The 12569-nt window shown below is 63.1% G+C and carries 15 protein-coding genes; 9 read left to right on the forward strand and 6 right to left on the reverse strand.

Features of this window, described 5'->3' with window-relative positions; all coding sequences use genetic code 11:
* Positions 1-47 precede the first annotated feature (47 nt).
* Positions 48-431 carry a helix-turn-helix domain-containing protein gene (locus HK28_RS04560; protein WP_086643433.1) on the forward strand — a complete coding sequence of 128 codons (384 nt, stop codon included), beginning with the start codon at positions 48-50 and terminating at the stop codon, positions 429-431.
* Positions 432-819: 388 nt separating this feature from the next.
* Here HK28_RS04560 and ssb read toward each other — a convergent pair whose 3' ends face one another.
* Positions 820-1377 carry a single-stranded DNA-binding protein gene (ssb, locus tag HK28_RS04565; protein WP_086643434.1) on the reverse strand — a complete coding sequence of 186 codons (558 nt, stop codon included), beginning with the start codon at positions 1375-1377 and terminating at the stop codon, positions 820-822.
* Between the two features lie 177 nt (positions 1378-1554).
* Here ssb and HK28_RS04570 point away from each other — a divergent pair, with 177 nt between their 5' ends.
* From HK28_RS04570 to HK28_RS04580, 3 genes are all read left to right on the forward strand, one after another.
* Complete coding sequence (locus HK28_RS04570; RefSeq protein ID WP_086643435.1) at positions 1555-2949, forward strand: ethanolamine ammonia-lyase subunit EutB; 1395 nt, start codon at positions 1555-1557, stop codon at positions 2947-2949.
* A complete protein-coding gene (gene eutC / locus HK28_RS04575; protein ID WP_086643436.1) occupies positions 2946-3686 on the forward strand; it encodes an ethanolamine ammonia-lyase subunit EutC in 741 nt (246 codons plus the stop codon). Before HK28_RS04570 ends, eutC begins: the two co-directional genes overlap by 4 nt.
* A 359-nt stretch (positions 3687-4045) precedes the next feature.
* Entirely contained in the window at positions 4046-4372 is a 327-nt protein-coding gene (locus HK28_RS04580) for a hypothetical protein (RefSeq protein WP_086643437.1), read from the forward strand.
* 61 nt (positions 4373-4433) lie between these two features.
* On the opposite strand, the gene HK28_RS04585 is transcribed toward HK28_RS04580, so the two are convergent.
* The 4 genes from HK28_RS04585 to HK28_RS04600 form a co-directional block, all read right to left on the reverse strand.
* Entirely contained in the window at positions 4434-4904 is a 471-nt protein-coding gene (locus tag HK28_RS04585; RefSeq protein ID WP_086643438.1) for a helix-turn-helix domain-containing protein, read from the reverse strand.
* A gap of 91 nt (positions 4905-4995) precedes the next feature.
* A complete protein-coding gene (gene lnt, locus HK28_RS04590; RefSeq protein ID WP_086643469.1) occupies positions 4996-6585 on the reverse strand; it encodes an apolipoprotein N-acyltransferase in 1590 nt (529 codons plus the stop codon).
* A 103-nt stretch (positions 6586-6688) separates the two neighbouring features.
* Entirely contained in the window at positions 6689-7537 is an 849-nt protein-coding gene (locus HK28_RS04595; RefSeq protein ID WP_086643439.1) for a GNAT family N-acetyltransferase, read from the reverse strand.
* Positions 7537-8088 carry a Fur family transcriptional regulator gene (locus HK28_RS04600; RefSeq protein WP_255376455.1) on the reverse strand — a complete coding sequence of 184 codons (552 nt, stop codon included), beginning with the start codon at positions 8086-8088 and terminating at the stop codon, positions 7537-7539. Before HK28_RS04600 ends, HK28_RS04595 begins: the two co-directional genes overlap by 1 nt.
* A 211-nt stretch (positions 8089-8299) precedes the next feature.
* On the opposite strand from HK28_RS04600, the gene HK28_RS04605 reads away from it, so the two are divergent.
* The 5 genes from HK28_RS04605 (at position 8300) to HK28_RS14120 (ending at position 11950) form a co-directional block, all read left to right on the forward strand.
* Complete coding sequence (locus HK28_RS04605; RefSeq protein WP_086643441.1) at positions 8300-8593, forward strand: sulfurtransferase TusA family protein; 294 nt, start codon at positions 8300-8302, stop codon at positions 8591-8593.
* 137 nt (positions 8594-8730) lie between these two features.
* Positions 8731-9918, forward strand: a complete 1188-nt coding sequence (locus HK28_RS04610) for an amine dehydrogenase large subunit (protein ID WP_198945790.1) — start codon at positions 8731-8733, stop codon at positions 9916-9918.
* Between the two features lie 73 nt (positions 9919-9991).
* Complete coding sequence (locus HK28_RS04615; RefSeq protein WP_086643442.1) at positions 9992-10597, forward strand: methylamine utilization protein MauD; 606 nt, start codon at positions 9992-9994, stop codon at positions 10595-10597.
* A 100-nt stretch (positions 10598-10697) separates the two neighbouring features.
* Entirely contained in the window at positions 10698-11249 is a 552-nt protein-coding gene (locus HK28_RS04620; protein ID WP_086643443.1) for a methylamine dehydrogenase light chain, read from the forward strand.
* A gap of 8 nt (positions 11250-11257) precedes the next feature.
* Entirely contained in the window at positions 11258-11950 is a 693-nt protein-coding gene (locus HK28_RS14120; RefSeq protein WP_198945791.1) for a hypothetical protein, read from the forward strand.
* Positions 11951-11953: 3 nt separating this feature from the next.
* On the opposite strand, the gene cobU is transcribed toward HK28_RS14120, so the two are convergent.
* Positions 11954-12496, reverse strand: coding sequence for a bifunctional adenosylcobinamide kinase/adenosylcobinamide-phosphate guanylyltransferase (cobU, locus tag HK28_RS04630; protein WP_086643444.1), 543 nt, complete (start codon positions 12494-12496; stop codon positions 11954-11956).
* Between the last annotated feature and the right edge of the window lie 73 nt (positions 12497-12569).

The following is a 12569-nucleotide window of genomic DNA, read 5'->3' on the forward strand; positions in this document are numbered from 1 at the left end:
AACGCCAATTTTACACAAGTGCGGATATATTTGTTAGTGTCGGGACCATGCAACTCACGACCCCATGCCCTGTCGCGTTTACGTCGAAAATATTAGGCGGACGATGGAAAGCTCGTATCGTATGGTCACTCATACGCGGCCAACCACTACGGTTCTCGGAAATACGAAGAGCATGCCCGCCGATCAGTGATCGTATTTTGACAAAAGAACTGCGTGAGCTGGAGGAGTGGGGGTTGCTGTCACGCATGGCATATCCCGTGATCCCTCCAAAGACGGAATACAGCCTCACCAATCTGGGGGAAACGCTGCGACCCGTCATGCAGTCTATGGCTGAATGGGGACTTTCCCATCGCGACACCATCACAAGAGGATCTGGAGACGACGATCGAGGAGTTATGGTGAATGCATCAGATCAACCGGCCGCACGCTGAGGAGAACACGAAAGAACCTGAGAGCTGTTATTTTCCTGAGGTAAACCGATCATCACAACGCGATTCCGCGCATACAACCTTTTTTATTTTTATCAAAAGATTTTTCCTGTTTCCTTTTGCCGCTTTTCCTAATCTCATGAACTCACCCTACTTTTTCCTGCGTTCGTAAAAAGCAGCGATGACGACGAACCTCCTCCTCAGGATCGCTCAGAAAAAGCCACAAAAATCGACAAAGGCCTTTGCTAAAATAATTTTTCCAATTCTTGGACAATCACCTCAGTCAAAAAATACCGCCCGTCCAGATTACGGCGGCTCATAACTGCACAAAAAAGGGGCCACGTTTCCGCAGCCCCCGAAACACCCCAACAATATTTTCGGCCGCCGCTCCTCAGAACGGAATTTCGTCGTCCAGATCGCCGCCCGGCGCGTCCCATCCACCGCTGGAGGGAGCGCCGCCGCCGCGCGATCCACCGCCGCCAGGACCGCCGATCTGGCGCGGCGCGGCAGGGCTGCGGCTTCCACCGCCGCCATATCCACCGCCTCCGCCGCTACCGCCGCCGTAACCGCCCTCGTCGCCATCCCCATCGCCCGAACCGCGACCGTCAAGCAGCACCAGTTCGCCACGGAAGCGATCCAGCACGACCTCGGTCGTGTAGCGCTCCTGCCCTGACTGATCGGTCCATTTACGGGTTTGCAGCGTGCCTTCCAGATAGACCTTGCGGCCCTTCTTCAGGAACCGCTCGGCGACGTCGGCCAGACGCTCGTTGAAGACCACAACGCGGTGCCATTCCGTACGCTCGCGGCGCTCGCCGGAGGCGCGGTCGTTCCACGTCTCGCTGGTCGCGACCGACAACGACACGATCTTCATGCCATTTTGGCTGGTGCGGGTCTCCGGGTCCTTGCCCAGATTGCCGACCAGAATCACCTTGTTGACGCTGCCTGCCATGGGCCGTCCCTTACGCTCTGCTATGTATCCGTTGCGCCTGCTGTACTGGAGGCGGAGGCGCCAGTCGAGCCTGAAGTCGCAACTGCGTGACATCGCGGGTCGCAGAATCGGCACGGCGTGATAACGTCGCACCCGAAACAATCAGGCATCGCCCCTGCGCCCGGACGAAAAACGGTCATGACCTACCGCGCCGCACTTGATGGAACCAGCTACGCGTTCACAGACCTGAAGCGATTGCTCGCCTGCGCCTCCCCGGCGCGTTCCGGCGATCAACTCGCCGGGTTGTCAGCAGCCGACGATGTGGAACGGGTCGCTGCGCGTTACGCACTGGCGGATGTTCCGTTGACCGACTTTCTTGAAAACCCGCTGGTTCCGTACGAAACCGACGACGTGACGCGGTTGATCGTGGACACACACGACCGCGCAGCCTTCACGCCCGTCGCACATATGACGGTCGGCGCCTTTCGCGACTGGCTCCTCGGTTACGACGCTGACGGCCCGACCCTCGCCGCGCTGGCGCCCGGCCTTACACCGGAGATGGTGGCTGCAGTCAGCAAATTGATGCGCAATCAGGACCTGATCACTGTCGCTCGCAAGGTCGAGGTGAAAACCGCCTTTCGCAATACGCAGGGGCTGCGCGGTCGGCTCGGCTCGCGGTTACAGCCCAATCATCCGACGGACGACGTGCGCGGCATCGCGGTATCGATGCTCGACGGGCTGCTGATGGGCGTCGGAGACGCGGTAATCGGCATCAACCCCGCCAGCGACAGCCTGCCGGACATCAAAGTCCTTCTCGACATGGTTGACGGCGTGCGGGAGCGCTACGACATGCCGGTGCAAAGCTGCGTGCTCACACATGTCACCAACACCATCCGGCTGATGGAGCGCGGCGCGCCGGTCGATCTGGTCTTCCAGTCGATCGCCGGATCACAGGCCGCGAATACGGGCTTCGGGGTCACGCTCGACATCCTGCGCGAAGCGGACGACGCAGCGCGCTCGCTAGCGCGGGGGACGGTAGGCGACAACGCGCTCTACTTCGAAACCGGACAGGGCGCCGCTCTGTCCGCCAACGCGCATCACGGCGTCGACCAGCAAACCATGGAGGCCCGCGCTTACGCCGTCGCCCGCGCATTCCGTCCGTTGCTGGTGAATACCGTCGTCGGATTCATCGGCCCGGAATATCTCTACGACGGCAAACAGGTCATCCGCGCCGGGCTTGAAGATCATTTCTGCGCCAAGCTGCTTGGCGTGCCGATGGGTTGCGACGTCTGTTACACCAATCACACGATGGCTGATCAGGACGACATGGACGACCTGATGATGCTTCTGACGGTGGCGGGCGTGAATTTTCTGATCGCAGTTCCAGGCTCTGACGACGTGATGCTGGGGTATCAGAGCCTGTCGTACCATGACATCCTGACGCTCCGCTCCACCTTTGACCGCCCGCCCGCGCCGGAATTCGAGGCGTGGCTGCGTCGTCAGGACATGCTGACGGCGGAAGGCAGGATGCGCGTCTCCGCGCCGCAGCAGCTTGGCCGCGTGCTCGGCCCGACGGGAGGCCTCGTGGCATGAACGATCGGACGCCGGAGCCAAGGGGCGTCGATCCGTGGGCCGATCTGCGGGATCTGACCATCGCCCGAGTGGGTCTCGGTCGATGCGGAGACGCTATCCCGGCTCGCGACGTGCTCGCATTTCAACTCGCCCACGCACAGGCGCGCAACGCCGTCGGCGCGACGCTCGACGCCGCAACCCTTGGACTGGACAACGTTGTCGAGGTTCACAGTCGCGCGACAGACAGAGCGACCTTTCTCCAGCGGCCAGATCTCGGACGCCAACTGGCCGAAAAGGACGCCCCTCGTCTGCCGCCCGGCGCGTATGACGTCGTATTTGTCCTCGCCGACGGTCTCTCCGCAACCGCCGTCACGCGACAAGCCCCTGGCGTTCTCGCCGCCTGCCTCAAAGCATTGCCCGGCTGGAGCGTCGCTCCCGTCGTCGTCGCGCATCAGGCGCGCGTCGCACTGGGCGACGAGATCGGCGAAAGGCTCGCAGCCCGTTTCGTCGTCATTATGATTGGCGAGAGACCGGGGCTGAGCGTGGCCGACAGCCTCAGCCTCTACATCACGGCGAACCCGCGTCCGGGACGCGCGGATTCGGAACGGAACTGCATCTCCAACATCCAACCCCGAGGCGGCCTTTCGCCGGAGTCGGCGGCTGACAAACTCGCATGGTTGCTGCGTGAAGCGGTCAGGATCGGCGGCACAGGCGTAAATCTTAAAGACGACCCGAGCGCAGCCCTACCCTCTGCGTGAACGCCGCCCGCTGCATGAAAGCCGGTCAGAGGATTGCATCCCCGGTCAGGCGACGAACATGCGTGACATCCCGCGTCCCGTGGTTTTCGAAAATGAGCGAGGCGGACTCGGCCGGGCAAAAGCGCCCGCTCGCCGGAAACCGCCTCTTAAGGCTTAACGCTATAAAAACGTAACGTGACGCAGTTCGTCTTGAACCTGACCGACGCATTCGGCCTAATGTTTCAAACGCGACTTCAGACTTCAGGACGCACGCCGACCGCTCGCCCGCCTCCGCCCTGTCGACCGAAAAGACGCCAGCGTTTGGGAACGCCCGGCGCGGCAGCCCGTCCGGCAGGACAAAGGTTCGGAGAGAGTGACGCATGATTTCTGAAGAACAACTGGAAGCTGCAGCCCGCTCTTACTACGACTATTGCGAGGGATCTTGGGAAACCTTGAACCCGATGGCCCAGTCGCTCTACCGCACCCGTATGCGGCTGGCCCTGAACACGTTCGTGGCGACCCTCTGGCGCGATATAGCAAGCGCCCCGAAAGACGGGACGGCGGTGCTGCTGTTCAACCACATCGACGGGCGCGGCGATTATACATGGCTGGACCGCTGGGACCCGGAATACGGCCGCTGGATTACTGCCCCGAAGGCGCGGGCCACCCACTGGATGCCCATTCCCCCCGCACCCGGCTCACGCTGATCATCGTCGTCACGCCGCGTTGCAGTTGACGGAAGTTACGAGTGGACGATGCTTCGCTGCGTTATTCCGCAGGCGCCATGGAGCGAATCAGATCGAGGACCCGTTTGCGAACGCCTTCATCGGGAATACGGTAATAGGCGCGCACCAGTTCGATGGTCTCTCGGCGATTCAGCACGCCGGAATCAACGCCGGTCGAACCGGCGCCGCCCGCAGGCGGGCCACCAAAACCCTGCTGCGCCTCAGCGAAACCAGCCACAAGACCGCCCCCCGCCACGGGACGAGCAGGCGGCGCATCTGCGTTCATGTCATCGAAGAAGAAGCCGATCGGCACATCGAGAACGTGAGCGATATCGTAGAGGCGAGACGCACTGACCCGGTTTGTGCCCCGCTCGTATTTCTGAATCTGCTGGAAGGTCAGCCCGATCGCCTCGCCCAGTTTTTCCTGCGACAAGCCAAGCAGCGTGCGACGCAAGCGGATACGCCCACCAACGTGAACGTCACGCTCCGTACTCCGCCCGGTTTCTTCTCCCATCCCCGTTCAGCATCCTTAACTTCGACCGCACAGCGGCAAAACATTCAAACAGATGCTAATTTTACAACCAAAAGATGTGTTTGTTAACCGTTTATCGACTAATCGGCGGGAGGCGACGCCCAAAAACCGCAACGACGATCGTCAATACACAGAAAACCAGCGGTATCTCCTGCCCGAACCGCGCGAAAAAAGGTGGCGGCAAGGCGGGGGGTACGGCCCGGACCAGCACGCCCTCGCGTCCCCATTCCAGCCGCCCCATATCGTGACCGCGCGCGTCGTATACGATGCTGACTCCAGTGTTCGCAGCACGTGCGACGGGCAATCCCTCCTCCACCGCACGCATCCTGACTGCCGCCAGATGCTGACGGGGGCCCGCGCTGTCGCCATACCAGGCGTCGTTCGTCACATTGACCAGCCAGTCCGGTCGATGGCGCCGGTCGACCACATGGCCGGAAAAAATGACCTCGTAGCACACCAGCGGACCGACAGAGGCCAGCCCCGGCAAACGCCACGTCACGGGGCCCGGTCCCGGGGTCATGCCCCCGCCCGGCACAATCTGCAGGGGGATGAACGCCGGTTGATACTCGCCGAACGGCACCAGCCGCGCCTTGTCGTAGGCGCCTTTCACCGCGCCGCTATCATCCAGAGCGATGACCGAGTTGCGCCAGTGCCCGTCGCTCGCCTGCCGCAGGGAGCCGATCATTCCCGCCGCCGCGCCGGTAGCCGCTCGCGCTACCATGGAACGCGCCACCGGTTCTTCCTCGAGTACGCCCGGAAACGCGGTCTCCGGCCAGACATAGACGACCGGGCGCGCGGGACCCTGGGCAGACGCCGCCTCAGCCACCGCCGCCTTCACGCCCTCCGAAGTCAGGCGCAGATAGCGCTCGAACACCGTCCGCACATCAGCGCGGCCGATCTTGTCCTTCTCCGCCACATTGCCCTGCGCCAGCACCACGATCGGCGACACACGCTCATCGGTCTTCACGCCCGAGGCAACAGTCTCGAAACGCCAGGCGCCGACCGCGCCCCAAAGGAATAAGACGACGACGCCCAGAAGCGCTTCCCGACGTCCGAGCGGCATAAGCACAGCCAGCAGAACCGTCAGCAGCGTCAACCCGTCGACGCCGATCCACGCCGCAGGCTGGATCATCACATCGCCAAGAAAACCATGGAACGCCCAGTCGCTGCCCAGAGGGTTCCACGTGAATCCGCTGAAGAGGAACGCCCTCCCCATGTCACACAGCGTCCAAACCCCGGCGAATAACGCGCCACGCCGCCAGCCGCGCGGCGCGAGGCGCGACAGGGCTGCGGGCACGGCGGCGAACGGCGCCAGAATGACGGCGCAACCGGGGGCCGCCAGCGGCACGAACCACCAGAATTCACTCGCACGAATGAGAATGGCGTTGGTCAGCCAGTATAGCCCCGCCGTATGCAGCCCCAGTCCGAAGGCGAACCCGGCCCATGCCGCCTGCCGCATGTCGCGCGCGCCATTGATCGCACGCATCAGCATCAGAAATGCGAACGGCAGCACAAATACGAGATGCGCGGGAGGAAAAGCCAAGGCGGCGACAGCGCCAGAGGCCGCCAACTTCAGAAACACGCCGGCTTTTGGAAGAAGGCGCTGCAAAAAACGCGGACGCCTCGCCCTAGACGAAAGCGTGTCCGCGATGGGGGCGTTCATGCAGCGATGCCAATCCTGAAAAAAGATGGACCGCACGCGGCCCATTCTGAATGAAGCGTTCGCCTAAACTCTTACGAACAACCCGCGAAGCGCCGGACTCGACTTAGTCGAGCGCGTCGCGCAGCCGCCGCTCGTAATGCCGGTAGTACTTGTCGGCCATCAGCTCGCTTTTGACCAAGACCGCGACGTCGGTAGTGTTGAACTGCGGGTCAACGACCGCCCCGTCCCCCACATAACCGCCCAGCCGCAGATACCCCTTGATCAAGGGCGGCAGCTTGGCGAGCGCGCTTCGCGTGTCGATGGTCAGCGGGTCGCGCCGGAGCATCTCCACGCGGCGCTCCGGCAGCGCGCGAACACGCAGCGCGGGCGGCGCCAGATGGTTCTGGTACAGATATGTCAGCTCTTCGCTCAGATCGTCCGGATTCGGGCTGGGCAAGCTCGCGCAGCCGAAGAGGACATCAATCTGATGCAGAAAGATATAATACGCAATGCCACGCCAGAGCAGCTGCATAGCCGCCCGCCCCCGATAACGCGCGTCAACGCAGGAGCGTCCGACTTCAAGCAGCCTTCCGGGAAATTCGGTCAACGGCGAGATATCGAATTCGCTCTGGCTGTAGAAGCGTCCCAGTCTCGACGCCGCGTCTCCCTGCATCAGGCGATAGGTGCCGACAACGCCCTCCGGCCCTGAGGAAATCGCGTGATCGATAACCAGCAGATGATCCGCATAATCATCGAATTCGTCGACGTCGCGCTTCAACCGTTGCGCCTGCGCGTCGGGATGGGCGCCCATTTCCTCGAAGAACACGCGATAGCGCAGCGCCTGCGCCGCGTCTTTCTCCGCGTCCGTCGTGGCGATGCGCACACCGAGATTGCCGCCACGAAGCTCGTGGAACCCTGTGCGATCAAGGTCCAGCGTGGAAAGTGTCGAACCTCTCGGCTTTTCAGCGCTCATCAGGCTTTTCCCCCGCCACGTGCGGCAGGCGTCTTGCGCTCGCGCCCCGCCGCGCCCGCCTTGTCGCTTGCTTTGCCCGCACCGGCGCTTTCCTGCGCGGGAACGCGTCGACCGAACAGCTCCATCCGCAACGAGACCAGGTCAAAGCCCAGACGCTCGGCGATGCGGCGCATCAGCGCCTCATGCTCTTCGTCCTCGAATTCGATCACCTTGCCGGTGTCAATGTCGATCAGATGGTAATGGCGACCATGCTCGCTCGCCTCGTACCTCGCCCGGCCGCCACCAAAATCGCGGCGCTCAAGGATGCCCTTCTCTTCAAGAAGGCGAACGGTGCGATACACCGTCGCCACCGAAATACGGGAGTCCAGAGCAGTCGCCCGGCGGTAAAGCTCCTCGACGTCCGGATGATCCTCTGCGTCCGACAAAACGCGTGCGATCACGCGACGCTGGCCGGTCATCTTCAGGCCGCGCTCAACGCACAGCCTGGCGATTCGAGATTCCTGTACAGACGTTGCGCTCGTCCCGTGGACGGGCGCGTCTTCCGATACGATCGAACGTGCGTTCACGGCGCTTATCCTATCGCCGACCTGTTTGCGATCCATGAGCAAGTCGCGTAGCCGACTCAACCGAAGTTTGTCCACTGGTACATTACCAAGACGCGCGTCCGCGCCATCGTCCGCCGTTCCCGTTTCAGCCCGCCTTCGACGAGGGCGAGCCTCTCGACACCTTGCCGAACCGGCGCCTTGCGCCCATTTTCTCGGCATGCAAGCGCCTGAAAACACGACCAAGCCGACCCCGGCGGCCACCGAAAATTATTCCCGAGTCGGTCACGTCGACCGAACCCTCGACATCACGCGCGATACGTGTCCGATGACGTTTGTCCGTACGCGTCTCGCGCTCGACACCATGAGCTCCGGGCAGTTGCTGGCAGTGACGCTGCGCGGGGAAGAGCCGCTGCGAAACGTGTCCCGATCGGCGTCCGCTCTGGGCCACGCGATCATATCGCAGCGCGACGAGACCGACGGCTCAGGCACCCTGTTCATCCGCAAGGCCTGACGACGAAGGCGCAGTTAAACGCTCAGGTGGCGTTGATCGCGAAGGTATTGTTGCGATCGTGAAAGATTTTTTTTCTCATCCCCTTGGCGGCGTCCCGTAATTCGGCTTGTCTTGCACGCGTTACGTGGAGGACCGAGATGACGGATTGGCTGAAGACCTGCGCCCGCCGCGCGATAGGACCGCTGGGGTTCGGTCTCGCCGCCGTGCTGTCACACACCCCGGCCATGGCTCAGGCTACTGGCGCCCACCCGGTGTTGCAGGCGGAACAGAACGACGTCGCCACGTTGCCGCCGATCGGGCCGCACTGGTTCATCCCGTCCGCGACCGATTACACCTATCAGATTTTCGACATGGACAAGGGGCGGATGCTGGGCACCGTGCCCGCGAGCATGCTGGCGAACATCGCCATTTCCCCGGATCACAAGGTTATCTACGTCGCGGACACGATGTATTCGCGCGTCGATCATGGCACGCGACAGGATCTGCTTCAGGTCTACGACGCCAAAACGCTCGCCCTCACAAAAGAGATCGAGCTGCCGCCCCGCGCCCTCGCCGTCTATAAAAAGCAGGATCTGGACGTCAGCAGCGACGGCCGCTGGGCGTATATTTTCGACATGAGCCCCGCGACCGCCGTCACCCTGGTGGACCTTTCGAAGGGCTCTGTCGCGCGGACTGTGGACATCCCCGGCTGCGCTCTGATCTTCCCATGGAAATCCGGCGGTTTCTCCAGCCTCTGCGGCGACGGTTCTCTGACCAATGTCGGCGTGAACGATGGATCGCAGCCCACGATCACCCACACCAAGCCGTTCTTCGACGCGAATAACGACCCCGTCTTCGAACAGGGGCTGGTCGATCACAAATCCGGCAAGGCGCTGTTCATCAGCTACACAGGCAAGGTCTATAACGTCACGCTCGGCCAGAATCCGACGATCGACGCCACATGGTCCCTACAGAAAGCCGCTGGCCTGCCGCAGGCTGGAACCGGCGTACAGGAACTGGCGTGGCGTCCGGGTGGCCAGCAGCCTTTCGCCTGGAACAGCGCTACCGGCCATCTGTTCGTTCTGATGCATTCCGGCAACCACTGGACGCACAAGACTGCAGGCACGGAGTTGTGGGAGTTCGACCCGACGCAACAGGTCCTGCTCCGCAGAATCGACCTGCCTTCGCCCGCGAAAGGCGTCGCCGTCAGCCCCGACAAGGCCTCCCTCGTCTACGTAACGGCAGACCACGACGGCCCCATCACCGTGATCGACGCAGCCACCGGACAGGTGAGCCGCACTGTCGAGGCGCGCGTCGGCGGGATGTCGATCGTGCCGGATATGTGAGCGGAATGGCTCAATCGATCCACATTCCGGCGCACGCTTCGCAGTCGTCCAGCCCCGCCGGGCGGGCGTCCGCATGATCACGCTCGCCGCAGCGCAGGCGCTGATATGGCTGCTCGTGGCTGCAGTGGCGGTCGTGATGGCCCTGCTGTTCCGATCCCTGCGCGGCTTTTATCGCGTCGTAGCCCCGGCCGGCGCCCTGATGGCGGGAGGCGGCCCTCCCCCCGGCGCGCAGGCGCCAACCTGGAGCGGCTCCGCCCTGGACGGAACGCCCGTCGTTCTCGGTGGCCCGCGATTCAGGATGCAACTCCTGCTCTTCGTCGGCGAGGGATGCCCGATCTCGCGCAAACTGGCGCCGATCGCACGCGATTTCGCCCGGCGGGAAGCGCTGGATCTGGTGTTCATGGGCGACGACAGCGCTGAAGCGCAGGAGCGTCTGGTCGCGTCGTTCGGCCTGCCGCGCGGGCAGATGGTCAACGATGACCGCTATGGCCGCATGATTGGCGTCGACAAGCTGCCGTTCGCGGCGCTGCTCGGCACGGAAGGCGCGATCGTGGCGAAAGGCCTGGTCAACAGCCGCGAGCATCTGGAAAGCCTGCTGACAGCGCACGAGACCGGTTTCGCGACGGTCCAGTCTTATCTCGCAGCGCGGTCGCACGCCGGTCACGCCCATGCGGCATGATCTGACGCGCAGCGGTGTCGCACATACATCGCCGGTCCTGACGGGCGCCTTCGGGGCGCCCGCAGAACTGAAGTTCGAACTGGTCAGGGGAGAGTAAAGCATGTCCGTGTCGCTGTTCGACACACTGAGCGAGAAATTCGCCCGTTACCTTGCCGTCAACTCTTCCCGTCGCAGCGTCCTCGGCAAGGTGAGCACGGCCATGGCCGTCGCCCCCGCCTTCCCGCTGTTGCCCGTCACGCGTGCAGAAGCGTCGGCGCCGAACCCGCCGCCGACTCTGACGGATTTCGAGCGTAACGCGCAGTCCAAAGATCCGGATCGCTGCGATTACTGGCGGCACTGCGCCATCGACGGCGTGCTGTGCGGCTGCTGCGGAGGCGGCGTGCACACCTGCCCTCCGGGCACGGAACCCTCCCCGGTTTCATGGATCGGCACCTGCCGCAACCCGGAGGACGGCCGTTCCTACGTCATCGCCTACCGTGATTGCTGCGGTCGCAATATGTGCAACGTGCCGAAGGAGTGCGACTGCAATACGTCCGACCGTGAAATGCCGATCTACCGCCCGCAGACGAGCAACGACATCATCTGGTGCTTTGGCACCAAATCCACCACGTATCACTGCTCAACGGCGGCGATCATCGGTCAGGCCAGCTAGGCTCCATCATGTTCGGTCCCCGCTTCGCGTCGCGCCTGCGGGCACCGTTTATGGAGCGTGCGCTTCCTGTCCGGCGACACACCCGGCGCACAACCAGCTCTGAAACGACTGCGGTGTCCCGCGCGCCCGGACGCTGGCTCGCCGCCCTGTTCGTTGGGACGACGCTGCTCGGTGGAAGCGCCGCTGCACTTGCGGGCGACAATTCCGTGAACGTGGCGCCGGTTCCCATGGCCTCCGTCCCCGTTCTGCCAGGCGTTCAGGGGAACTATCTGACCGGTTGCGGCGGCTGCCACGGCGTGCAGGGACATTCCGGCCGCAGCGTGGTCCCGGATCTTGCCGGACATGTCGGTTATTTCCTCTGCACTCCCGCCGGGCGCGAGTATCTGATCCGCCTGCCCAACGTCGCCTTTGCCAACCTGTCGTCAGCGGATCTGGCGACGATGATGAATTTCGTCGTGTTCAGGCTGGGCGCAGGCAGCGCCCCGCAGGGCGCCCAACCCTATACCGAGGAGGAAGTCGCCAGATTGCGCGCCCATCCTTTCCGAGAGGCCAGCCTGCATATGTATCGCGACGAAGTGGTGCGCGGCGTCGCAAAGGCCTGTCCGCGCGCGGCCGATCTGCACGATTACGATCTCAATCTGAACAGCCGGGAGGTCGATAACGGCGTCTCGCGCCCGTTCAGCGCGCCGGGGCCGTCCTGACTCCTATTTGAGACGCAGCGGAAGCCCCGCAGCCAAAAACACGACCTGTCCCGCGTCACGCGCGATGCGCTGATGCAGCAATCCCGCTTCATCACGGAAACACCTGCCGAGCGGAGTTTCCGGCGTCAGCCCCAACCCTACCTCGTTCCCGACCAGAACCGTCGGCGCAGCACGCCGGACCAGCGCCTCCATCAACCCTTCCGACGCCGCCGCGATATCGCGATCATCTAAAATGAGGTTCGTCAGCCAAAGCGTCAGGCAGTCCACCAGCACCGGAGCGGTTCCCGCCCGGTCCAGAACACCGAGAAGATCGAAACGCTCTTCGACGGTCCGCCATCCGTCTTTCCGATCCGCGCGATGTTTGTCGATCCGCCGCGCCATCTCGTCATCTCCGGCATGCGCGGTCGCTACGTAAACCCACGGCGCGGGCATTGCGGTGATCAGGGCCTCCGCGTACCGGCTCTTGCCCGAGCGCGCGCCGCCAAGAACGAGAACCGTTCCGTCCAGCCCCGTCAAAACGGGCGTCAGAACCACCTCAGGCGTCATCAGAACCGCTTGCTCCCCACACGCCACGCGACTTTTCTCGAACGGACGCCGCGCGTAATTTTCCTACTCCAAG

This window comes from Acetobacter sp. DsW_063, assembly GCF_002153745.1.
GTDB lineage: Bacteria > Pseudomonadota > Alphaproteobacteria > Acetobacterales > Acetobacteraceae > Acetobacter.